The 19,835-nt window shown below is 67.9% G+C and carries 23 protein-coding genes; 13 read left to right on the plus strand and 10 right to left on the minus strand.

All coding sequences use genetic code 11. The features are described from left to right. Positions 1–37: 37 nt before the first annotated feature. On the plus strand, positions 38–1,327 hold the full coding sequence (locus tag BMZ21_RS11290) for an Hsp70 family protein (protein ID WP_091833502.1): 1,290 nt from the start codon (positions 38–40) through the stop codon (positions 1,325–1,327). A 7-nt stretch (positions 1,328–1,334) separates the two neighbouring features. On the opposite strand, the gene BMZ21_RS11295 is transcribed toward BMZ21_RS11290, so the two are convergent. Continuing rightward, the gene (locus BMZ21_RS11295; RefSeq protein WP_091833505.1) at positions 1,335–1,709 is read right to left on the minus strand and encodes a cupin domain-containing protein; all 375 of its coding nucleotides are present in this window, start codon (positions 1,707–1,709) and stop codon (positions 1,335–1,337) included. Between the two features lie 164 nt (positions 1,710–1,873). Between BMZ21_RS11295 and sppA the strand changes: the two genes are divergently transcribed. From sppA to lhpI, 4 genes are read left to right on the plus strand one after another with little or no spacing between them, the layout of a single operon-like run. Continuing rightward, positions 1,874–2,842, plus strand: coding sequence for a signal peptide peptidase SppA (gene sppA, locus BMZ21_RS11300; protein WP_091833508.1), 969 nt, complete (start codon positions 1,874–1,876; stop codon positions 2,840–2,842). Positions 2,843–2,870: 28 nt separating this feature from the next. Further along, positions 2,871–3,155, plus strand: coding sequence for an integration host factor subunit beta (gene ihfB / locus BMZ21_RS11305; RefSeq protein ID WP_091833512.1), 285 nt, complete (start codon positions 2,871–2,873; stop codon positions 3,153–3,155). A 20-nt stretch (positions 3,156–3,175) separates the two neighbouring features. Then, a complete protein-coding gene (locus tag BMZ21_RS11310) occupies positions 3,176–3,511 on the plus strand; it encodes a LapA family protein (protein ID WP_091833515.1) in 336 nt (111 codons plus the stop codon). Positions 3,512–3,521: 10 nt separating this feature from the next. Further along, positions 3,522–4,466: a bifunctional Delta(1)-pyrroline-2-carboxylate/Delta(1)-piperideine-2-carboxylate reductase gene (gene lhpI / locus BMZ21_RS11315; RefSeq protein ID WP_091833518.1), complete on the plus strand. Its 945-nt coding sequence runs from the start codon at positions 3,522–3,524 to the stop codon at positions 4,464–4,466. Positions 4,467–4,499: 33 nt separating this feature from the next. On the opposite strand, the gene BMZ21_RS11320 is transcribed toward lhpI, so the two are convergent. After that, entirely contained in the window at positions 4,500–4,673 is a 174-nt protein-coding gene (locus tag BMZ21_RS11320) for a DUF3309 family protein (protein WP_091833522.1), read from the minus strand. 91 nt (positions 4,674–4,764) lie between these two features. Continuing rightward, positions 4,765–5,748 (minus strand): tripartite tricarboxylate transporter substrate binding protein, encoded by a 984-nt coding sequence (locus BMZ21_RS11325; RefSeq protein ID WP_091833525.1) that lies wholly within the window; start codon positions 5,746–5,748, stop codon positions 4,765–4,767. A gap of 197 nt (positions 5,749–5,945) precedes the next feature. Here BMZ21_RS11325 and mepA point away from each other — a divergent pair, with 197 nt between their 5' ends. Next, the gene (gene mepA / locus BMZ21_RS11330) at positions 5,946–6,839 is read left to right on the plus strand and encodes a penicillin-insensitive murein endopeptidase (RefSeq protein WP_091833528.1); all 894 of its coding nucleotides are present in this window, start codon (positions 5,946–5,948) and stop codon (positions 6,837–6,839) included. A gap of 119 nt (positions 6,840–6,958) precedes the next feature. Here the strand turns inward: mepA and BMZ21_RS30590 are convergent, their stop codons facing one another. Beyond that, positions 6,959–8,098 carry an extensin-like domain-containing protein gene (locus BMZ21_RS30590; protein ID WP_091833531.1) on the minus strand — a complete coding sequence of 380 codons (1,140 nt, stop codon included), beginning with the start codon at positions 8,096–8,098 and terminating at the stop codon, positions 6,959–6,961. A gap of 312 nt (positions 8,099–8,410) precedes the next feature. On the opposite strand from BMZ21_RS30590, the gene BMZ21_RS11340 reads away from it, so the two are divergent. Further along, a complete protein-coding gene (locus tag BMZ21_RS11340; RefSeq protein ID WP_091833534.1) occupies positions 8,411–9,118 on the plus strand; it encodes a glutathione S-transferase N-terminal domain-containing protein in 708 nt (235 codons plus the stop codon). A gap of 123 nt (positions 9,119–9,241) precedes the next feature. On the opposite strand, the gene BMZ21_RS11345 is transcribed toward BMZ21_RS11340, so the two are convergent. Genes BMZ21_RS11345 through BMZ21_RS11360 form a run of 4 tightly spaced genes read right to left on the minus strand, consistent with a single transcriptional unit; the run spans position 9,242 to position 12,716 of the window. After that, a complete protein-coding gene (locus BMZ21_RS11345) occupies positions 9,242–10,021 on the minus strand; it encodes an ABC transporter ATP-binding protein (protein ID WP_244543805.1) in 780 nt (259 codons plus the stop codon). After that, on the minus strand, positions 10,018–11,010 hold the full coding sequence (locus BMZ21_RS11350; protein ID WP_091833541.1) for an ABC transporter substrate-binding protein: 993 nt from the start codon (positions 11,008–11,010) through the stop codon (positions 10,018–10,020). Before BMZ21_RS11350 ends, BMZ21_RS11345 begins: the two co-directional genes overlap by 4 nt. 54 nt (positions 11,011–11,064) lie before the next feature. Continuing rightward, positions 11,065–11,871 carry an ABC transporter permease gene (locus tag BMZ21_RS11355; protein WP_091833544.1) on the minus strand — a complete coding sequence of 269 codons (807 nt, stop codon included), beginning with the start codon at positions 11,869–11,871 and terminating at the stop codon, positions 11,065–11,067. After that, positions 11,868–12,716 carry an IclR family transcriptional regulator gene (locus tag BMZ21_RS11360; RefSeq protein ID WP_091833547.1) on the minus strand — a complete coding sequence of 283 codons (849 nt, stop codon included), beginning with the start codon at positions 12,714–12,716 and terminating at the stop codon, positions 11,868–11,870. Before BMZ21_RS11360 ends, BMZ21_RS11355 begins: the two co-directional genes overlap by 4 nt. A gap of 122 nt (positions 12,717–12,838) precedes the next feature. Here BMZ21_RS11360 and BMZ21_RS11365 point away from each other — a divergent pair, with 122 nt between their 5' ends. The 3 genes from BMZ21_RS11365 to BMZ21_RS11375 all read left to right on the plus strand — a co-directional run bounded on the left by BMZ21_RS11365 (position 12,839) and on the right by BMZ21_RS11375 (position 15,692). Further along, a complete protein-coding gene (locus tag BMZ21_RS11365) occupies positions 12,839–13,537 on the plus strand; it encodes a hypothetical protein (RefSeq protein WP_091833550.1) in 699 nt (232 codons plus the stop codon). Next, entirely contained in the window at positions 13,537–14,316 is a 780-nt protein-coding gene (locus BMZ21_RS11370; RefSeq protein ID WP_091833553.1) for an SDR family NAD(P)-dependent oxidoreductase, read from the plus strand. The genes BMZ21_RS11365 and BMZ21_RS11370 overlap by 1 nt, the downstream gene beginning before the upstream one ends. 131 nt (positions 14,317–14,447) lie before the next feature. Continuing rightward, on the plus strand, positions 14,448–15,692 hold the full coding sequence (locus tag BMZ21_RS11375) for an amidase (RefSeq protein WP_091833556.1): 1,245 nt from the start codon (positions 14,448–14,450) through the stop codon (positions 15,690–15,692). 483 nt (positions 15,693–16,175) lie between these two features. Here BMZ21_RS11375 and BMZ21_RS29910 read toward each other — a convergent pair whose 3' ends face one another. After that, entirely contained in the window at positions 16,176–16,433 is a 258-nt protein-coding gene (locus BMZ21_RS29910; protein WP_143079690.1) for a hypothetical protein, read from the minus strand. Positions 16,434–16,666: 233 nt separating this feature from the next. Here BMZ21_RS29910 and BMZ21_RS11385 point away from each other — a divergent pair, with 233 nt between their 5' ends. From BMZ21_RS11385 to BMZ21_RS11395, 3 genes are all read left to right on the plus strand, one after another. Beyond that, entirely contained in the window at positions 16,667–17,638 is a 972-nt protein-coding gene (locus BMZ21_RS11385; protein WP_091833562.1) for a TIM44-like domain-containing protein, read from the plus strand. 143 nt (positions 17,639–17,781) lie between these two features. Continuing rightward, positions 17,782–18,588 carry a 4-hydroxy-tetrahydrodipicolinate reductase gene (gene dapB, locus BMZ21_RS11390; RefSeq protein ID WP_091834348.1) on the plus strand — a complete coding sequence of 269 codons (807 nt, stop codon included), beginning with the start codon at positions 17,782–17,784 and terminating at the stop codon, positions 18,586–18,588. Then, positions 18,588–19,211, plus strand: coding sequence for an alpha-ketoglutarate-dependent dioxygenase AlkB family protein (locus BMZ21_RS11395; protein ID WP_208862263.1), 624 nt, complete (start codon positions 18,588–18,590; stop codon positions 19,209–19,211). Before dapB ends, BMZ21_RS11395 begins: the two co-directional genes overlap by 1 nt. Here the strand turns inward: BMZ21_RS11395 and BMZ21_RS11400 are convergent. After that, the gene (locus BMZ21_RS11400; RefSeq protein ID WP_091833568.1) at positions 19,203–19,835 is read right to left on the minus strand and encodes a trimeric intracellular cation channel family protein; all 633 of its coding nucleotides are present in this window, start codon (positions 19,833–19,835) and stop codon (positions 19,203–19,205) included. The two genes, BMZ21_RS11395 and BMZ21_RS11400, sit on opposite strands and share 9 nt — an antisense overlap.

A 19,835-nucleotide genomic window follows, 5' to 3' on the forward strand; every position in this document is an offset into this window, starting at 1 on the left:
TCCGCGCGGGCTTTTGTTTCGGCTGAAGGAGGCGAGCATGAACGACGCAGCGATCGGGATCGATTTCGGCACCACGAACAGCGTGGTCGCGCTCGCACGTCCGGACGGTTCGGTGACGACCCGCAGCTTCGCCACCCGCCAGGGCGCCGTCGACGCCTATCGTTCGGCCCTGATGTTCTGGCGCGAGGGCCGCCCGCCCCACGCCCATGTCACCCATGTCAGTGGCCCCGATGCGCTCGACATGGCGCTCGGCATGACCACCGAGCACCGCTTCCTGCAATCGCTGAAGACGCATCTGTCGAGCCGCGCCTTCCAGGAGACGCGTCTGTTCGGCAAGCTCTTCCGGCTGGAGGACCTGATCGCAGTCTTCCTGAGCGACCTCTCCGCCGGGCTGGATGATCTCGGCGAACGAAGCGTCCTCTCCGGCCGCCCGGTCGTCTTCGCCGGCGACCGGCCCGATGAGGAGCTCGCCCTGACGCGTCTGGCTGCCGCCTATGGCAAGGCCGGCATGACTAAGGTCGACTTCGCCTATGAGCCGCTCGGCGCCGCCTATTGGTACGCGCGCGACCTCAAGGCGCCGCAGACCATGCTGGTCGCCGACTTCGGCGGCGGCACCAGCGACTTCTCGGTGATGCGCTTCGAGCCCGGCGACAGCGGCACCTTGCAGGCCGTCCCGCTATCCCATGCCGGTGTCGGCGTCGCCGGCGACACTTTCGACTACCGCATCATCGAGCATGCGGTCTCGCCTCTGCTCGGCAAGGGCTCGGACTATCTTTCCTTCGGCAAGCGCCTGCCGATCCCGGCGCATTACCACGCCGCCTTCGCGCAATGGCACCGGCTCTCGCTGATGAAGAGCAGGGAGACGATGACCGAGCTCAAGGCGCTGATCCGCGACGCGGTCGAGCCCGGCAGGCTCGAGGACCTGATGACGGTGATCGAATACGATCTCGGCTACGAGCTCTACCGTGCCGTCTCGGCGACCAAGATCGCGCTCTCCTCGCAGGAGGAGGCACAGCTCAGCTTCGATCAGATGGGCGTGCGCATCGAGCGGACTGTGACGCGGACCATGTTCGATCGCTGGATCGCCGAGGATGTCGCGGCGATCGAAGGCGCGCTCGACGAGGCGCTGGCCACCGCCGGGGTCGACGGCGACAAGATCGAGGCGGTGTTCATGACCGGCGGCACTTCCTATGTGCCGGCGGTGCGCGCCTTGTTCGACCGGCGCTTCAGCCCGCAGCGCATCCATATCGGCGACGCTTTCCGCTCGGTCGCGAGCGGCCTTGCCCTGCTCGCGCTCGACCGGCAGCGGGCCCTCGCCGCGGCCTAAAGATCGTTTAGACCCAAAGATCGTTCTGCGCCGTCCGCGCGCCACCCTCATGGCCGGTGTTGAGCGTGCCGCGCGGCTCGATCAGCAGCATGCAGACCTCCTTTTCGGCGAAAGGCTTGTGCTCCTTGCCCTTGGGCACGACGAACATCTCGCCCGGGCCGACGGTGACCGAACCGTCGCGGAAGTCGATCCGCAGCGAGCCTTCGATCACGAGGAAGGCTTCGTCGGTCTCGGGATGGTCGTGCCAGATGAAGTCGCCTTCGATCCTGACGATCTTGATCTGGTAGTCGTTGAGCTCGGCCATGACCCGCGGCTGCCAGTGCTCGTGAATGTGGCCGAGCTTCTCGGCGAAGTTGATGGCGCGATAGGTGTTTTCAGGCATTTCGATAGGGCTCCGATCAGGTTATCGGCATGGTCGGTGCCTGCCGTCGTCATGTCTTGAACGATCGTGCAGCGCCCGCCGCGACTGTCGGCGCGACAACTGCCGCCTTGCCCGCCCCGTACCGCGAGGCTACATCACAGGCCCAGTCAACCGGAGCCGCCGACATGTCGTCCGATGCCGATCTGCTCGCCGATCGTCGCAGCCTGCGGCGCAAGCTCTCGCTCTGGCGGTTGCTCGCGCTCGCCGGCGTCGTCGTGATGGTCGTCGCCGCCGCGCTCGTCTGGAGCGGGCGCCTGCCGGGCAGCACCGCCCAGGCGCACATCGCCCGCGTGACCATTTCCGGCTTCATCTCCGGCGATCGCCGCACGCTCGACCTGATCAAGTCGCTGGAGGATAGCCGCGCCAGCGCCGTGCTGCTCAGCATCGACAGCCCCGGCGGCACTGTGACCGGCTCCGAAGCCGTCTACGATGCGGTCCGCCGCCTTGCCGCAAAGAAGCCCGTGATCGCGGTGGTCGATGGCATGGCCGCCTCCGGCGGCTACATCGTCGCGCTCGGCAGCGAGCGCATCGTCGCACGCCAGACCTCGATGGTCGGCTCGATCGGCGTGATCGCGCAGATCCCCAATGTCGCCCGGCTTCTCGACACCATCGGCGTCAAGTTCGAGATCACGCGGTCGAGCCCGCTCAAGGCGGCGCCGAGCGGCCTCGAGCCGACGTCGCCGGAGGCGGCCGCCGAGACCGCCCGCGTGATCGCCGACAATTACGACTGGTTCAAGCGGCTGGTCGGCGAGCGCCGCAAGCTCGCCGACCCCGAGATCGCCGCAGTGTCCGACGGCCGCGTCCATTCCGGTCGCCAGGCGATCAGGCTCAAGCTCATCGACGAGGTCGGCAGCGAGCAGGAAGCGATCGCCTGGCTCGAGCGCGAGAAGGGCGTCGGCAAGGATCTGCCCGTGCGCGACTGGCGCCGCCGCAGCGAATCCTCCTCCTACGGGCTCTGGAGCGCAAGCGAGGCGATAGCGCGCGCCGCCGGCCTGGAGGAGCTGGCGGCCCTGCTCGCGCGTGCTGCCGAAACCCCGGTTGGACTGCGGCTTGACGCGCCCTTGGCGCTCTGGCAGCCTGCCGTCGAAAAGTGACGATGTTACAAGCGGTTATATTGCACCCATGATAAAATCAGAACTCGTCCAGCGCATCGCCGAGCGCAACACCCATCTCTATCAGCGCGATATCGAGAACATCGTCGGCTCGATCCTCGACGAGGTCGTCAAGGCGCTCGCGCGCGGCGACCGGGTCGAGCTGCGCGGCTTCGGGGCGTTCTCGACCAAGGAACGCGCCGCCCGGGTCGGCCGCAACCCGCGCACCGGCGATTCCGTCAAGGTCGACCAGAAGTTCGTGCCGGTCTTCAAGACCGGCAAGGAGCTGCGCATGCGGCTGAACGGCAAAGCCTGAGACAGGCGGGGGAGAGCGGGATGAAGGCTTTCTTCAAGGCGCTGGTGCTCGTTCCGGTGGCGCTGATCGTGGTGCTGTTCTCGGTGGCGAACCGCGCCCCGGTCCGAGTCTCGCTCGATCCGATCAGCCGCGACGCGCCGGCGCTCGCCCTCGACCTGCCGCTCTTTGCGGTGGTCCTCGCCGCCATTGCCGTCGGCATCCTGATCGGTGGCTTCGCCTCCTGGCTGGCGCAGGGCAAGCATCGCAAGGCCGCGAGGGTCAATCGCCGGGAGGCCGACAAGCTGCGTGGCGAGGCGCAGTCGCTGCGCGCCGCCGTGCCGGATTCGGCGCTGCCGGCACTGACCAGCCGCGTCTGAAACCTCCGTCATGCGCTTCTTCTCCGCTGCCGAGATCGACGGCCTGCTGAATTTCCCCGCTTTGGTCGATGCGCTCGCCGAGGCCTTCCGCGGCGGCATCGTCACGCCGGTACGTCATCACCATGAGATCGAGCGCCCGGATGCGGCAGCGACCCTCCTGCTGATGCCGGCCTGGACGGCGCCGCAGGCGAGCCCTGCCTTCCTCGGTACCAAGGTCGTCACGGTGTTTCCCGGCAATGCCGCAGTGAGCCTGCCGAGCGTGATGGGCAGCTATCTCCTGATGGATGGCGCGACCGGAGCGCCGCTCGCAGCGCTGGATGGCGCGCGCCTGACGCTCTGGCGCACCGCAGCGGCTTCGGCGCTCGCCTCGCGCGTGCTGGAGCGCCCGGATTGCAAGCGCATGCTGATGGTCGGGGCCGGTGCGCTTTCGAGCTTCCTGGTCAAGGCACATCGCAGCGTGCGCCATTTCGAGGATATCGCGATCTGGGCGCGCCGGCCGGACGCCGCCGCCGAGGTCGTGGCCGAGCTTGCACGGGACGGCATCGAGGCGCGCGTCGCGGACAATCTGGAAGCCGAGGCGCGCCAGGCCGATCTGATTTCCTGCGCCACCCTGTCCCGCGAGCCCTTGATCCATGGCCGCTGGCTGAAGCGAACCGCCCATCTTGATCTGGTCGGCGCCTTCAACCTGTCGATGCGTGAGGCCGACGATGAGGCGCTGCAGCGCGCCCATGTCTTCGTCGATACGGAAGCGGCGCTGCACGAGGGCGGTGACGTTGCCGTCGCGATCAAGACGGGCGCCTATACGGCGGAGCAGGTCTCAGGCACGCTGGCCGGCCTCTGCCGCGGCGAATACGACGCCGCAGCCGAGCGCGACGACGTCACCCTGTTCAAGTCAGTCGGCACCGCGCTCGAGGACCTCGCCGCCGCCATGCTGGTCTGGAAGCTGGCGAACTGAAGCGCGGCCTCGAAGGCCGCGCTTGTCGCCCCGTTACACTCTGACGGCCGGGCCGCCGAGCGCTCCAAGCAGCCACAGCACGATCACGATGACCAGGACGAGGCCGACCACGCCGCCTAGGCCGGCTCCGCCATAGCTGCGATGGCCGTAATACCCGCCGCCGCCGAGCAGGACGATGAGCAGAATGATGATGAGCAGTGTGGACATGGTTCGCGCCCCTTCTTCCGTCCGCCCGCCTCGTCAGTCGTCGGCGAGCGAGCGCTGGAAGAACGTCGGGCGCGAACCGTAGGTTCCAGTCCTACTCCGCCTTGATGCCGACTTCACGGATCAGGCCGACCCATTTCGTCTGCTCGGCGCGGACGAAGGCCGCGAGCTCGGCCGGCGTGTTGCCGACCGGTTGGGCAGCGAGCTGGTCCATCTTGCCGCGCACCACGGGGTCGGCGATCGCGGCCTTGGTCTCGGCCTGCATCCGGTCGATGATCGCCTGCGGCGTCTTCGCCGGCGCGAACAGGGCGAACCAGGACGAGACATCGAAGCCCGGTACGAGATCGTTGATCGGCGCGAATTCGGAAGCGGTCGGCGCGCGCTGTGCGGTGGTGACGCCGAAGCCGCGCACCGTGCCGGCGCGGACCTGGGGCAGGGCGGCGGTGATGTTGTCGAACATCAGGTCGACGCGCCCGCCGATCAGGTCCTGCATCGCCTGCGCCGAGCCGCGATAGGGCACATGCACCATCTTGATGCCGGTCAGCTTCTGGAAGAGTTCGCCGGCAAGGTGGATCGAGGTGCCGACACCGGAGGAGGCATAGGTCAGCTTGCCCGGATTGGCCTTGCCATAGGCGATCAGCTCGGCGGTGTCCTTGACCTTCAGCGTCGGGCTGACGACGAGCAGGTTGGGCACCAGCGCGATCATGGTGATCGGGGCGAAATCGGTCAGCGGGTCGTAGTTGACCTTGGCGTAGAGCGCCGGATTGGCGACGAGGCCGACCGAGACGATCAGCAGCGTGTCGCCGTTCGGCTCGGAGCGCGCCACCGCCTCGACGCCGATATTGCCGCCGGCGCCGGCGCGATTCTCGACCACGAAGGTCGCCCCGAGTGTCTGGCCGACCTTGTCGGCGACCAGCCGTCCGAGGATATCGGTGGCGCCGCCGGGCGTGAACGGCACGACCAGCTTGGGCGTACGTCCCTGCGGCCAGGCGCCCTGCGCGCGGCCGGCGGCCGGCAAGGCGAGCGCGGCGCCGAGGCCGCCCAGCAAGGCGCGGCGGTCGAGAGAAAAGCGGCTCATCGTCGGATGTCTCCTCCAGGAATGGTCACCGGTGGGCTTGCCGCCCGTTCTTCGGCAGTGAAGACGCTGCCGGCTCGCAAGCGCCCTGTCCAGCCCATTGAGCGGGCAGTAGCTTGACCTCGGCGTGAGCGGCCTGCGATTCTGCCACCATGCAAACGCCTCGTCGCTTCGCCCCCCTGATTCTCCTGCCCTTGCTCATGACAGTGGGAGCTGCGCAAGCCCAGTCCACCGGCGAGGCGGAGGCGAAGACCCGCGCTGCCAATATCGCGGCGTACCCGGATGCAGCCCGTGCCTTGTTCGGCCAGAAGACCACTCCGGCCGCCCTGAGGGCGCGTGCGATCGGCTCCTATGCCCGCGGCTGCCTGGCGGGGGCAACCGCGCTGCCGGTCGACGGCGAGAACTGGCAGGTCATGCGCCTCGCCCGCAACCGCAACTGGGGCCATCCCGAGCTGATCTCCTTCCTGGAGCGCTTCGCCAGCGAGGTGCCGAAGATCACCGGCTGGCCCGGCCTCCTGGTCGGTGACATCTCGCAGCCGCGCGGCGGGCCGATGCTGACCGGCCACGCCTCGCACCAGATCGGGCTCGATGCCGACATCTGGCTGACGCCGATGCCGAGGAAACGGCTCGACAGCGACGACCGCGAGAACATGTCCGCGGTCAACATGGCCCGCTCCGACTGGCGCGACGTCAATCCGAAGAACTGGACGCCGGCGCATACCCGGCTGATCAAGGCGGCGGCGAGCGAGCCGAAGGTCGAGCGCATCTTCGTCAATCCCGCGCTCAAGGTCGCGCTCTGCCGCGAGGCCGGCTCGGACAAGACCTGGCTGAACAAGGTCCGGCCGATCTGGGGGCACAACTACCATTTTCATATCCGCCTGAGCTGCCCGCCCGGCATGGAGGGCTGCCAGGGGCAGGAGCCGCCCAATTTCGGCGACGGCTGCGGCGAAGAGCTCGATGGCTGGGTCGAGAAACAGCATCAGGCGATCTTCAACCCACCCAAGCCGAAACCGGGGCCGAAGCCAAAGCCCAAGCCGCCGATGTCGCTCGACGCACTCCCGGCCGAGTGCCGGCAGGTGCTGCTGGCGCGGTGAAGGGGCTCGTCATGCTCGGGCTTGGCCCGAGCATCCCAGGCCGGAGAGGGCTGCTGATGGCGCTTCCTCGTCACGAGATTCTCGGGTCTGCGCTTCGCTTCGCCCAAGAATGACGCGTGCTACCGCCGCAACGATCCAGTCTGCTGCCCCTGCGGCCGATAGGCGAAGGGGTCGTTGCGCGGGTTGATCGGCGGCTCGTCGCCTGGCTGGGCGCTGTCGACGATGCCGTTGCCTTCCTCGTCGCCCACGATCAGCTCCTCGGTCGGCGGCGTCGAGCCCGGCAGCTGCAGTGGCCCGCGCATCTCGCTCGGCGCCGGCTGTGGCTGGTAGCGCTGGCTCATCTGCGGCGCCTCCTCGATATAGCGCCGCTGGCCGTCGAGCCCGCCATGCTGCTGATGTGCGACCGGATAGCCGCCGCTGACCGCGCCCGGCGGACGCAAGCCGCCGCTCGGCTGGCGCAGCAGGCCGCCTGAACCGCTCGCCACCATCGGCGGCGGCAGGCTCTGACGCGTATCCTGCTGCTGCTGTTGCAGCGCCATCCGGTCCGGCCGCGCCGGGTCCGGCGGCGGCAGGTTGTAGTTGGGCTCGTATTTGATCACCGGCTTGCAGATGTGCCGGCCCTTGGAATGGCGCGCCAGGTCGATGTGGAAATGGTCGTAGTGGAAGGCGTCTGCGCCGGGGCCGAGCACGGTCGAGAAATGCTCGCAGGCGCCGACGAAGATCTCGCGCAGGAAGGCCTGCTCCTCCGGCGCGCCGCGCCAGCCATCCTTGACGGTGACGACGCGGTTGTCGTTCAGGCGGAAGGAAAACACGTCGACGGCATTGCCGAAGGCATGCTCGGAGGTGCGGCTCGTGCCGGTGCCGTTGTTCATCGCACGGCAGGAATAGGAGCCGGCTCGGATCTCGATCACCTGCGCGCCGAGCACGTTCATCGCTGCCGGCTGCACCACCTCGGTGAACCATTTGTCCGTCGTTGCAACCACCGGGCAGGCCAGGGTCGCATTGCTGGTCAGCGCCACGCTGCCATTGGCGAAGGCCGCGACCTTGAGCGGCTTCTCCATGCCGCAGGTGCCGGGCCCGTCGATCGCCTTGCCGCGCAGGCTGACATAGGCCGAAAGCTGAACCTGGCCCGAGGCCAGGCACTGGGCTTCGGCCTGGTCACGCCAGGGCGCGCGCTGCGGCTTCTGGAACTTGCCGCAGCCGGCAAGGCCGGCGCCGATGACGCCGAGCGCGAGGAGAGTGAGGTGAACGCGACGCATGACAGATCAAATGCGAGGCGTTGGGTGAACGGTTTGTTGACCGGCTGCGTCCTGGAAGTCACGGGCGGATTAACTTTGCCGATGGCGTTAAGTGGGGGTTAACGCAGCTCGGCGAGCCGGTGCCGATCTTAACCTTCACATTTCGGATTTGCTTTGACGGCTCGGCGACACTGCAAGGTCCAAGCGGTTGCGCCCTTCGGATCGCCACTCCAAGTTACGCCGCAACGTCATGGCCTCGCGCCATCGGCGTCCCGCCGACAGGGCGCGCCAGGCAAGGCCGGCGCCTCGCCCGCCATCCGAGGAAGTTTCTCGATGTCCGATCTCTCCGCTTTCGCGATCACGCAACGCTGGCCGGCCCAGCATCCCGACCGGCTGCAGCTCTACTCGTTGCCGACGCCCAACGGCGTGAAGGTCTCGATCATGCTGGAGGAGACCGGCATCCCCTATGAGCCGCACTTGATCGACATCGGCAAGAACGAGACCTGGATCCCGGAATATCTCGCGCTCAACCCGAACGGCAAGATTCCGGCGATCATCGATCCCGACGGTCCCGGCGGTAAGCCGCTCGGCCTGTTCGAGTCCGGCGCGATCCTGGTCTACCTCGCCGACAAGGCCGGCAAGTTCCTGCCCACCGACCCGGCCCGCCGCTACGAGACCCTGCAATGGGTCTTCTTCCAGATGGCGGCGATCGGCCCGATGTTCGGCCAGCTCGGCTTCTTCCATAAGTTCGCCGGCCGCGAATACGAGGACAAGCGCCCGCGCGACCGCTACGCCAATGAGAGCAAGCGCCTGCTCGGCGTGCTCGAGACAAGGCTCGCCGGCCGCGACTGGCTGATGGGCGACGAGTACACCATCGCCGACATTGCGACGCTCGGCTGGGTCCGCAATCTCGTCGGCTTCTATGGCGCCGGTGAGCTGGTCGAATACGACAAGCTCAAGCTGGTGCCGAAATGGCTGGAACGCGGCCTCGCGCGTCCGGCCGTGCAGCGCGGGCTGGAGATCCCGAAGCGTCCGGGCTGAGGGGGAACGCGCGTCATGCTCGGGCTTGCCCCGAGCATCTCAGGCCGGGAGGGGGCTCCGATAGAGCCTTCTCGTCACGAGATTCTCGGGTCTGCGCTGCGCTTCGCCCGAGAATGACGCCCTTCAATACTTGATCACCCCGAACCGCCGGAACGCATCATGGATGCGATCGGCATAGGTGTTGAAGCTCGGATAGTCGCCGAGATGGGCCGGTCGCGGCCGCGGCAACTCGATCTTGATCTCGTCGACGACCCGGCCAGGCGTCGGCGACATTACCAGAACCCGGTCGGAGAGGCCGATCGCCTCCTCGATCGAGTGGGTGATGAAGACGACCGTCTTGGCCGTCTCCAGCCAGAGCATTTCGAGATCGTGCCGGATCTGCGTGCGCGTGATCGCGTCGAGCGCGCCGAAGGGCTCGTCCATCATGAGCACGGAGGGGTTGTGGATCAGCGCGCGGGCGATCGAGACGCGCTGGCGCATGCCGCCGGAGAGCTGCTTGGGATAGCGGTCGGCGGCATGGCTGATGCCGAGCTTGGCGAAGAGTTCGAGCGCCCGTTCCTTGGCCGGCGCCAGCGGCAGGCCGCGAATCTCCGCCTGCAGCATGACGTTTTCGAGTGCCGTGCGGAATTCCAGCAGCAGATGGTCCTGGAAGACGATGCCGATATCGGTGAGCGGCTCCGTCAGCGGTTTGCCGTTGACCAGAAGCTCGCCGCCACTGGTCGGGATCAGCCCGGCCGCCATCAGCATGAATGTGCTCTTGCCGCAGCCGGAGGGGCCGATCAGGCTGACGAACTCGCCGCTCCTGATGTCGAGCGTCAGACCGTCGACGGCGGTGAAGCCGCCGAAGGTCTTGACGATGCCGTGCCCCTGTATCGAGGCGGCGCTGGCGGTTGCCGCGGTCACGAGCAGGCCGGTGCCGAGGCCGGCAGCAGCTCGGTCGTGTAGTAGTCGCTGATCGGCTTGTCCTTGGGCAGGCCGAGATACTGCGTCAGCAGGTCGAAGCTCACGCTCCAGTTCTTCTCCGGCACCTTACCGAGCGAGGTCGCGCCGGGGGCGCAGAGCAGCTTGTTGACGACGTCGAACTGCGCCAGCACCTGCGCCTTCTTGACCGAGGGGAACTGTGCGACCACCGCGTCGGCGGCGGCATCCGGATTCTTGCGGGCCGCGTCCCAACCCTGCAGGCTCGCCTCGATGAACTTCTTGTAGAGCTCGGCATCGGCCTTGATCTTGTCGTCGCGGGCGATGATCGACAAGCCCACGGTCGGCACGCCGACATCGCGATAGAAGATGTCGCGGACCTTGAAGCCGCGCTCGCGGATCTGGACCGAGTGGAAGTCTGCGCCGCCCAGGATGGCGTCGACCTTCTTTTCCAGCAGCGCGCCGACGAAGGCACCGGGGTCGATGTTGATGACGTCGACCTTGCCCTTGTCGATGCCGTTGCTGGCAAGGATGGCGTCGAGCAGCGTCGTCTGCGCCGTGCCGGGCTGGACCGCGAGCTTCTTGCCGACGAGGTCCTTGGGCGAGGCGATGCCACTGTCCTCCAACGCGATGATCGCGAAGCCGTTGGTCTGGAGCACGGGCGCGACGATCTTCACCGGCGCGCCCTTGGTCCGCAATTGCATGGCGGCCGGTGCATCTGCGAAGCCGACATCGGTCTGGCCCGTCGCGACCATCTGCGCGGTGGTGCCCGAGCCCTTGCCTTCCTCGATCGTCAGGTTGATCCCGGCCTTCTCATAGAGGCCCATTTGCTTGGCCATCATGAAGCCGGCATTGGGCGCCGCGGCGAGGAAGTTCAGCGTGATCTTCATCGGCTTGCCGCCGGCCTGGGCGAGCGCGCCTGATGTGCCGAGCGCCAGCATGGCGGCGGCGGTGAGCAATGTCCGTCTCAGCATGGTCGTTCTCCCTGTGGTTCCGGTTGGCCCGGATTGATGGTCGATGTCGTAGGCTCAGCCCTTGCGCTGCCAGGGCATCAGGAGCACTTCGAGCCCGTCGACGAGGTAGCTGAACAGGATGCCGACGGCCGACAGCGCCACCAGGCAGGCAAAGATCAGCGGCATGTCGAGGAAGCTTGTGCCGCGCAGCAGGAGATAGCCGAGGCCGGCATTGGCGCCGACGAACTCTCCGACGATTGCACCCGTCGCCGCGAACACGGCCGAGACCTTGAGGCCGGAGAAGATATAGGTCAGCGCCGCCGGCACCCGGACATAGCGGAAGGTCTGCCAGGCAGAGGCGCCCATCGAACGGGTCAGATAGAGCACCCGCTCGTCCAGCGCCCGGAAGCCCGTCATGCTCGCGACCAGCGTCGGGAAGAAGCAGAGCAGGAAGGTCAGCAGCACCTTCGGGAACAGGCCGAAGCCGAACCAGACGACGAAGAGTGGCGCAATCGCGATCTTCGGCACGAGCTGGAAGAAGACGATCACCGGATAGACCGCCTTCTCCAGCAGCTTCACCGAGACGATGACATAGCCGAGCGGGATCGAGATCACCGCCGCCATGAGGAAGCCGAGCACGATCTCGTTGGCGGTCACCAGCGTGTGCCGGAAGATGTCGACGCGGTCGATCCAGAGCCGCTCGAAAAAGGCGCTCGGCACCGGCAGGATGTATTCGGGGATGCCGGCCATCGGCACCAGGAGCTGCCAGGCGACCAGCAGCACGGCGAAGCTCGCCAGCGGCCAGGCGATCGCCGAGGCCCAGGCGGCGACCTTGCTGGGGGCCAGTTGCTTGGCCGGGCTGGTTGCGCTGTCGCTGCTCATGCTGATGTCTCTGTCGGCGCCAACCGTATGGCTGTCTCTGTCGAAACCGCGGGGAGGGCGCCGATCTGTCGCCGCCGGAGTGGCCAGATCGCTGCCATCTCCCGCGCGGCTGTGGCGAGCGCCGCTGCGATCTCGCTTCGGCGCGCCTCCTGCATGCGTGGCAAGGGGCCGGCGACGCTGAGCGTGCCGGCGACCGGAGCGCCGGCATCGGGCCCGGCGCGGAAGGTCGTCGCCATCGCGACGGTGCCGATCTCACCCTCTTCGACCGCCAGTGCGTAGCCGCGGCTGCGGGTCTCGCCGAGATGCTGCCTCAAGGCATCGACATCGCCGAGCGCGTTCGGGCCGGTGCGCCCCTCGCCGCCGAAGCCGCGGGCACAGACGATGCGCAATGCGTCCGCTTCCGGCAGGGAAGCGAGCCAGGCCTTGCCGGTCGCGGTGGCGTGCAGGACGATGCCCATCCCCATCGGCGGCTCGTAGCGCAGGCCGGCGGTCGCGCCCTGCGCGCGGGCGATCCAGGTCAGGCTCTCGCCCTCGACCACGGCGAGACGGCAATATTCGCGGGTGGCGCGGGCGAGCCCGTCGAGCACGATCTGGCCGGCATCGGGCAGGCCGCGCAGGTCGAGATTGCGGAAGGCGAGCTGCGACAGTTTCAGGGTCAACCCATAGGCGCCCGATTGCGGGTCCTGCGTGACGAATCCGCGCTCGGCGAGGGTGGCGAGCAATCGGTGCGTGGCGCTGACTGGCAGGTCGAGCCGCTCGGCAAGCACGGTCAGGTCGGCGCCGTCGGCTTCGTCGGCCAGCGCCTCCAGCAGCTTGAATGCACGCTCGACCGCCGCGATCGTCACCCGTTCCCGCCCATCTCTCGAATAGAATTGGAAATCATTTCCAATTTGGATTTCATTTTCGTATAGAGACGAGGCGAGGCCGAGTCAACGCGCCCCGCAGGACGAGCCCGGTGGAGGGGACGATGAGCCTGGCAGGTGAGGGAGCGGTCGCGATCTGGCACGACATCGCGCCGGAAGGCAGGGCGGAGTTCTATGCCTGGCATGGCGAGGAGCATATGCCGGAGCGGGTCGGCATCCCCGGCTTCCTGCGCGGGCGCCGCTATGTCGCGATCGACGCCGATCTCGAGTTCTTCAATCTGTACGAGGCGCAGACCGTCGAGGTGCTGAAGGGGCAGGACTATACGGCCAGGGTCAACGCGCCGACGCCGTGGACCTTCTCGGCGGTGAAGCATTTCCGCTCGGTGGCGCGCGCGATCTGCCGGGTGTCCCACACCAGCGGTCCGGCCCAGGGCGGGCTGATCGCAACCTTGCGCTATGACGTGCCTGACAACATCGCCTCGGCTCACAAGGCGGCCCTGCTGCGCGGGCTGGTGCCGGATCTGCTCGCGACGCGTGGGGTGGCAGGTGTCCATCTGCTGACCGCGGACGCCCAGGCGAGCGGCGTTGCCACCGCCGAGCAGAAGGCTCGCGGCGTCGCCAATGCCGTGCCGCGCTCGGTGCTGCTGCTCGAGGGTTGGGGCGACGAGGCCGAATTCATCGCGCTGGCGCGCGAGTCGCTGTCGGCTGAGGAGTTGCAGGCGCTCGGCGGCGAGGGGCCGTTCTCGCTCGGCCTCTACCGCCATCAGATCACCCGGGCAAAGACCGCCTGGAGCGCCGGCTGATGAGCGCGCGCTATGATCTTTCCGGGCGTCATGCGATCGTCACCGGCGGTGCAGGCGGGCTCGGCCGCGGCATCGCTCACGCGCTGATCGAGGCCGGCGCCAGCGTCACCCTCTGGGACCAGGATGCGGACAGCCTGTCACAGGCCGTCTCCGAACTGGGGCGCCGGGCGAGCCAGCGTCAGATCGACATTCGCGACGTCAACGCGGTCGAGGCAGCGGCCGATGCTGCTGTCTCCACCCGTGGCCGCATCGATATCCTCATCAACAATGCCGGCGTGCTCGGCGAAGTCAAACCGATCTGGGAGACGACGCCAGACAACTTCCAGCGCGTGCTGCAGGTCAATCTGTTCGCTGCCTATCTGGTGACGCGGGCCATCGTCGGCCGGATGCTGCGACAGGAGCCCCGGCGCTCGCCGGATTGCCATCCGCTGCGCGGTCATGTCGTCAACATCGCCTCGATCCAGGGCAAGGAGGGCATGGCGATGGCCGCCGCCTATTCCGCCTCGAAGGCGGGTTTGATCGCGCTCACCAAGAGCGTCGCCAAGGAGACGGCCAAGGAGGGCATCATCGTCACGGCGGTGACGCCGGCGGCCGCCGAGACCGCCATGGCGAAGGAGATTTCGGCCGAGCGGCGCGCCGACATCATGTCGCGCATCCCGATGGGGCGCTTCGCCGAGGTGGCGGAGGTGGCGCGGCTGGTGCTCTGGCTCTCCAGCGACGACTGCTCCTTCTCGACCGGCGGCATCTTCGATCTCTCTGGCGGCCGCGCGACCTACTGAGCCGCGCCTTTCGGCGGCGCACCGGCTGCATACCCCGTTTGCGGGGGGCGTTCCCGGCTTCCATTCGGCGCTTGGCCTGTGCCAGCATGGCCGCATCGGCGGCCCCGCCGCGGGATTCCAGGAACAGATCCATGCTTTCGGTTCGCGATATCGCTCGCCGCGTCGCCAGTGGCGCCATTTCCGCCCAGGCTGCCCTTGCCGACAGCGAGCGGCGAATCGACGAGCGCGACGGCGACCTGCGCGCCTTTGCAGCCCGCCCTGAAAGCCTGAAGGTCGGCGAGGGGCCGCTGGCCGGCATCGCCGTCGGGGTCAAGGACATCATCGACACCGCCGATCTGCCGACCGGCATGGGCGCTGCGATCTATGACGGCAACCAGCCCAGGGCCGATGCGCCGATCGTGATGGCGCTCAAGGCAGCCGGTGCGACCGTGGCCGGCAAGACGCAGACCACGGCCTTCGCCTTCCTCGATCCCGCCCCGACCCGCAATCCGCATGATCCCTCGGCCAGCCCCGGCGGCTCCTCGGCCGGTTCGGCCGCGGCAGTCGCCGCCAGCCTGATCCCGCTTGCGATCGGTACCCAGACCGGCGGCTCGGTGATCCGCCCGGCCGCCTATTGTGGGGTCGCTGCGATCAAGCCGTCCTACGGGCTGCTGCCTACGGTCGGCGTGAAGCCCTTCTCCTGGTCGCTCGACACGCTCGGCCTGATGGCCGCCAGCGCCGACGATCTCGGTTTCGCGCTGGCTGTGCTGACCGGCAGGCCCGATCTCGACGCGCCCGAAACTACGCTCGATGGGCTCAGGCTCGGCCTCTGCCGGCAGGAATTCATCGACAGGCCTGAACCGGCTTGCGAGGGGGCGCTGCAGCGGATCGCCGATTTCGCCCGCAAGGGCGGTGCGACTGTGCTGGACATCGCGACGCCGGCCGAGCTCGCCGAGACCTTCCATGCCCATGGCCCGCTGCAGAATTGGGAGGCGACACAGGCGCTCGCCTGGGAATACGCCAATCATCGCGAAGACCTGCCGCCGAAGCTGCGCGCCTATCTCGACGAAGCCCGCGCCACCACGCCCGGCGAATATGACGTCGCCCGTGGCACTGCCCGGCGCGGCCGGCATGCGGCCGAGCGCTGGTTCGGTGAGGTCGATCTTGTCCTGACCTATGCCGCGCCGGGCGAGGCGCCGGAGACGCGCGCTTCGACCGGCGATTCCAAGTTCAACCGGCTCTGGACGCTGCTCGGCACGCCCTGCCTGACCGTGCCGCTGATGCGAGGCCCGCGTGGCCTGCCGGTCTCCTTCCAGCTCGTCGGCCGCTTCGGCGACGATGCTCGCGTCATCGCCGTGGCGCGGGCGCTCGAGCGCCTGATCCTGATGCCGGCATGACGATGTCTAGGCGAGATCTGGGCTCTGGTCCCGCATGGGACAATATTGCACTGCAACAACTTCGGCTTGATTGTGGCGGAAAGGATTTATGCTGCACTCCACAATACTAAAAGCTTCTGCCTGGAAGGTCTTGTCCGGGACTATCCACAAAGCAGTTCAATGATTTAACCACTGATTAAGAACGCTGCTCTGGTGCGGCGCTCGCTGCGGCGACGCAGCCACTTGCGGCGGCCGCCGTTTCTGCTAGCTTCCATGTCAGGTCAATGACAAGGAGGGTTCACATGAACCTCGCGCTAAGTCTCGACCGGTTGGCCATGGGAGCAGCTTTCGCGCTGGTTCTGGCGATCGTGATCGGAGCGTTCTGACGAGGAAGTCAGTCTCGAGTCGAAAAGACCGATAAGCCAATTGGAGAGCGTCGCGGGAGAGGCCCCGCGGCGCTTTTCCTTTGGGGCTCGTCAGATCGGCGGCGGGCGATGAAGCCGCTCAGCTTTCCGGGCAGGAATTTTCCGTCACTTGCCAGGACATCAGATTCGTGACGCGTCCGCAGGTGGCGAGGCGGCGCCCCATGGTGGTGCGGATGCAGGACATGCTGCCTTCCGCGATCTTCTTGCCGTCGTTCCAGCAATAGCAATAAGGCTCGGGCGCCTGTGCCAGGCGCGGCCTGTCGAGCGCGACGGCTTTCTCCTGCGCCCGGACAGGGGAAGCCGACAGTAACAGGATCGTCGCAGAAAACGCCGACAACAGCAGCGTTGCTGCACCAGAGCGCGGTAGCCTCCGAGGGGATCGGACCATGGCTCGCTCCTGTCGTTCGCTGGATCAGCGTGACGGTGCGGCAACGGTAGCATAGTGAAGCCGGCAACCCAATATGATCGGGGCCTGTCCGTCGAAGGTTCAGCTCAGGCCCACCTTGCGAAAGTCGTACGACCCGACCATATTTCGGGTCCAGTGAGCCGATCCCGGCTCCGGGAGGAACCATGTCACTGATTTCGCTCGCCCGTCGTGGACGTGCAGTCGCCCTCATCGCTGGCGCTCTTCTGCTGGTGCCGATCATTGCCGAGGCCGCTCCGGGCGGCCGCAGCATGGGCAGTCGCGGCTCGCGCAGCCAATCGCAGGTCGCGCCGACGCCGACCGCGCCTGGCTCGTCGTTCCAGCGCAGCCCGACGCAGGCCCCTGGCCCGTCGGCTGCCGCTCCGGCCGCTGGCGCTGCGGCGGGTGCCGCCGCGCAGGCGGCCCGCCCGTCCATGGCGCGCAGCCTGATGATGGGCGTTGCCGGCGGCTTGCTGGGTGCCGGCCTGTTCGGCCTGCTCTCGGGCGCCGGTTTCGGCGGCATCGCCGGCTTCCTTGGCCTGCTCTTCCAGGTCGCGCTGATCGGCGGACTGATCTGGCTGGCGCTGCGCCTGTTCCGTCGCCGCAGCGAGCCGCAGCTCGCCAGCGCCGGTGGGCCGCTGAGTCGCGAGGCCTATCAGCCGCAGCCGGCCGCGCCCGCCATGGGCGGTCTCGGCGGTGGCGCTGCGGCGGTGCCTGGCGCCAAGCCGGTCGAGTTCGAGCTGCAGGGCGCCGACTACGGCACGTTCGAGCGCCTGCTCACCGAGGTCCAGGCTGCGATCTCCGATGAGAACATCGCGCGCCTGCGCCAGATCACGACGCCCGAGATCTCCGGCGCCCTCGAGGAAGAATTCGCCGACAACGCCCGCAAGGGCCTCATCGAGAAGGCCGCCGAGGTCAAGCTGCTGCAGGGCGACCTCGCCGAATCCTGGCGCGAGGACGGCTATGAGTACGCCACCGTCGCGATGCGCTTCAGCCTGCTCACCGCCATGATCGAGCGCAATGGCGGCAAGGTGGTCGAGGGCCATGCCACGATCCCGCGCGAGGTCACCGAGCACTGGACCTTCGTGCGCTCGCGCGGCGGCGAGTGGAAGGTCGCGGCGATCCAGCCGGTCGAGTAAGCCGGCGGCGACACCCGAATTCTGGACGGCCGGGCTTTGCCCGGCCGTTTTTCGTTTCGGCGACGGGCGAAGCGCCCTATAGGCAAGTCTAGCGCCGGTAGTCGGCGTGCCTTGGCTATCTGGAGCGTTTAACCATGAGCGACATGCGTCTCGTCGTCGTCGGCGCCGCCGGGCGGATGGGCCGTACGCTGGTGAAAGCGATCCACGATACGCCTGGCTGCATGCTCTCTGCCGCGATCGAGCGGCCGGGCTCACCCGCGCTCGGCCAGGATGCGGCGGTGCTGGCCGGCCTGCCCGCCAGTGGTGTCCTGGTCAGCGACGACGCGCTCGCCGCCTTCGTCGAGGCCGAGGGCGTGCTCGACTTCACCATGCCTGAGGCGACCGTCGCCTTCGCCGGCCTCGCTGCCCAGGCCCGCATCGTCCATGTCGCCGGCACCACCGGCATGGAGCCGCAGCATCTGGCGAAGCTGGAGGCTGCCTCGCGCCATGCCGCGATCATCCGCTCCGGCAATATGAGCCTCGGCGTCAACCTGCTGGCGGCGCTGGTGCGCAAGGTCGCGGCGACGCTCGGCACCGACTGGGACATCGAGATCGTCGAGATGCACCATCGCATGAAGGTCGATGCGCCCTCGGGCACGGCCGTTCTGCTCGGCGAGGCGGCGGCGGAGGGCCGCGCCGTCGAACTCGCCGAAGCCCGCGTCGCAGTGCGCGACGGCCAGGTCGGCGCCCGCCAGCCTGGCACGATCGGCTTTGCCGCCCTGCGCGGCGGCACCGTCGTCGGCGACCACAAGGTGATCTTCGCCGGTGCCGGCGAGCGGCTCGAGCTCGCCCATGTCGCCGAGGATCGCAGCCTGTTCGCCCAGGGCGCGGTCAAGGCGGCGCTCTGGGGCCGCGGCCGCAAGCCCGGGCTCTATTCGATGGCCGACGTGCTCGGCCTCGACAAATTCTGATGACCGCGCTCGCCGTCGCGCCTGGCGTGACACATTGGCCGGGTTATCTCGATCCGGCCGAGCAGGCGGCGCTGGTCGCCGAACTGCGCGAGGCGGCGCGGCAGGCGCCATTCTATGTGCCGCGCATGCCGAAGACCGGAAAACCATTCTCGGTCAAAATGACCAATTGCGGCGCGCTCGGCTGGGTCTCGGATGAGCGCGGCTATCGCTACCAGCCGTTGCATCCCGAGACCGACGCGCCCTGGCCCCCGATCCCGGCCCGGTTGCTGCGCGCCTGGCAGGAGCTCGCGGGCTATCCGCACGAGCCCGAGGCCTGTCTCGTCAATTTCTACGAGCCATCAGCGAAGATGGGCCTGCATCAGGACCGTGATGAACAGGAGTTCGACGCGCCGGTGCTGTCGCTCTCGCTCGGCGACACCGCCGTCTTCCGCATCGGCGGCACCAGCCGTGGCGGCAGGACGGTCTCGCTGAAGCTGGCCTCGGGCGATGCGCTCGCCTTCGGCGGGCAGGCGCGGCTCGCCTTTCATGGCGTCGACCGCATCCTTGCGGGCTCGTCGAGCCTGCTGCCGCAGGCGGGGCGGATCAACCTGACCCTGCGGCGTGTGACGAAGCCCTCAATCTGAAGGCTTGGGCGCATCGTCGCCCGGCAGTTTCGGGAAGGACCAGCCGAACAGGAGCGAGCCGGCCCGCAGGCCGAAGCCGGCAGCGAGCCCGCCCAGCATGACCAGCAGCGGAGCAAAGCCCATTTGCGCAAGGCCGACCGTCGCGCCGGCGCCGGCGGCGGCAGCAGTGACGTAGAAGTCACGGCTCCAAAGCACCATCGGCCGGTCACCGGCGAGGATGTCGCGGATGATGCCGCCGAAGGTCGCGGTCATCGCGCCGAAAGCGATTGCGGAGGGGATCGGGACGCCGGCGGCCAGGCCCTTCTGCGCGCCGATCACGGCGAAGAGCGCAAGGCCGGCCGCGTCCGCCCAGATCAGCAGGCGCTTGGCGCCCCAGCCATCGAGTGTCCCGGGCTTGAAATACGCAATCGCCCAGGCCGCCAGGGCGACGGCTGAGCAGAGCAGAACGTCGGACGGCGCCTCGATCCAGAAGACGCGCCGGTCGAGCAGGAGGTCGCGCAAGGTGCCGCCACCGACGCCGGTGACGGTGGCGAGCAGGATGAACCCGAACGGATCCATCCGCTTGCGGGCGGCGACCAGCGCCCCGGTCAGGGCGAAGACGACGACACCCGCAGATTCGAGCAC

Origin of the sequence: Allobosea lupini, from assembly GCF_900109525.1 — a bacterium.
In the GTDB taxonomy this organism is placed as follows: domain Bacteria; phylum Pseudomonadota; class Alphaproteobacteria; order Rhizobiales; family Beijerinckiaceae; genus Allobosea; species Allobosea lupini.

What these genes read in the sequence shown, in the direction of transcription:
- BMZ21_RS11295 (WP_091833505.1), bottom strand. Translation starts at nt 1,709, where the DNA reads ATGCCTGAAAACACCTATCGCGCCATCAACTTCGCCGAGAAGCTCGGC.
- BMZ21_RS11385 (WP_091833562.1), top strand. Translation starts at nt 16,667, where the DNA reads ATGTCACTGATTTCGCTCGCCCGTCGTGGACGTGCAGTCGCCCTCATC.
- ihfB (WP_091833512.1), top strand. Translation starts at nt 2,871, where the DNA reads ATGATAAAATCAGAACTCGTCCAGCGCATCGCCGAGCGCAACACCCAT.
- BMZ21_RS11320 (WP_091833522.1), bottom strand. Translation starts at nt 4,673, where the DNA reads ATGTCCACACTGCTCATCATCATTCTGCTCATCGTCCTGCTCGGCGGC.
- BMZ21_RS11365 (WP_091833550.1), top strand. Translation starts at nt 12,839, where the DNA reads ATGAGCCTGGCAGGTGAGGGAGCGGTCGCGATCTGGCACGACATCGCG.
- dapB (WP_091834348.1), top strand. Translation starts at nt 17,782, where the DNA reads ATGCGTCTCGTCGTCGTCGGCGCCGCCGGGCGGATGGGCCGTACGCTG.
- BMZ21_RS11290 (WP_091833502.1), top strand. Translation starts at nt 38, where the DNA reads ATGAACGACGCAGCGATCGGGATCGATTTCGGCACCACGAACAGCGTG.
- BMZ21_RS11310 (WP_091833515.1), top strand. Translation starts at nt 3,176, where the DNA reads ATGAAGGCTTTCTTCAAGGCGCTGGTGCTCGTTCCGGTGGCGCTGATC.
- BMZ21_RS11355 (WP_091833544.1), bottom strand. Translation starts at nt 11,871, where the DNA reads ATGAGCAGCGACAGCGCAACCAGCCCGGCCAAGCAACTGGCCCCCAGC.
- BMZ21_RS11350 (WP_091833541.1), bottom strand. Translation starts at nt 11,010, where the DNA reads ATGCTGAGACGGACATTGCTCACCGCCGCCGCCATGCTGGCGCTCGGC.
- BMZ21_RS11370 (WP_091833553.1), top strand. Translation starts at nt 13,537, where the DNA reads ATGAGCGCGCGCTATGATCTTTCCGGGCGTCATGCGATCGTCACCGGC.
- BMZ21_RS11325 (WP_091833525.1), bottom strand. Translation starts at nt 5,748, where the DNA reads ATGAGCCGCTTTTCTCTCGACCGCCGCGCCTTGCTGGGCGGCCTCGGC.
- lhpI (WP_091833518.1), top strand. Translation starts at nt 3,522, where the DNA reads ATGCGCTTCTTCTCCGCTGCCGAGATCGACGGCCTGCTGAATTTCCCC.
- BMZ21_RS11375 (WP_091833556.1), top strand. Translation starts at nt 14,448, where the DNA reads ATGCTTTCGGTTCGCGATATCGCTCGCCGCGTCGCCAGTGGCGCCATT.
- mepA (WP_091833528.1), top strand. Translation starts at nt 5,946, where the DNA reads ATGACAGTGGGAGCTGCGCAAGCCCAGTCCACCGGCGAGGCGGAGGCG.
- BMZ21_RS30590 (WP_091833531.1), bottom strand. Translation starts at nt 8,098, where the DNA reads ATGCGTCGCGTTCACCTCACTCTCCTCGCGCTCGGCGTCATCGGCGCC.
- BMZ21_RS11395 (WP_208862263.1), top strand. Translation starts at nt 18,588, where the DNA reads ATGACCGCGCTCGCCGTCGCGCCTGGCGTGACACATTGGCCGGGTTAT.
- sppA (WP_091833508.1), top strand. Translation starts at nt 1,874, where the DNA reads ATGTCGTCCGATGCCGATCTGCTCGCCGATCGTCGCAGCCTGCGGCGC.
- BMZ21_RS11340 (WP_091833534.1), top strand. Translation starts at nt 8,411, where the DNA reads ATGTCCGATCTCTCCGCTTTCGCGATCACGCAACGCTGGCCGGCCCAG.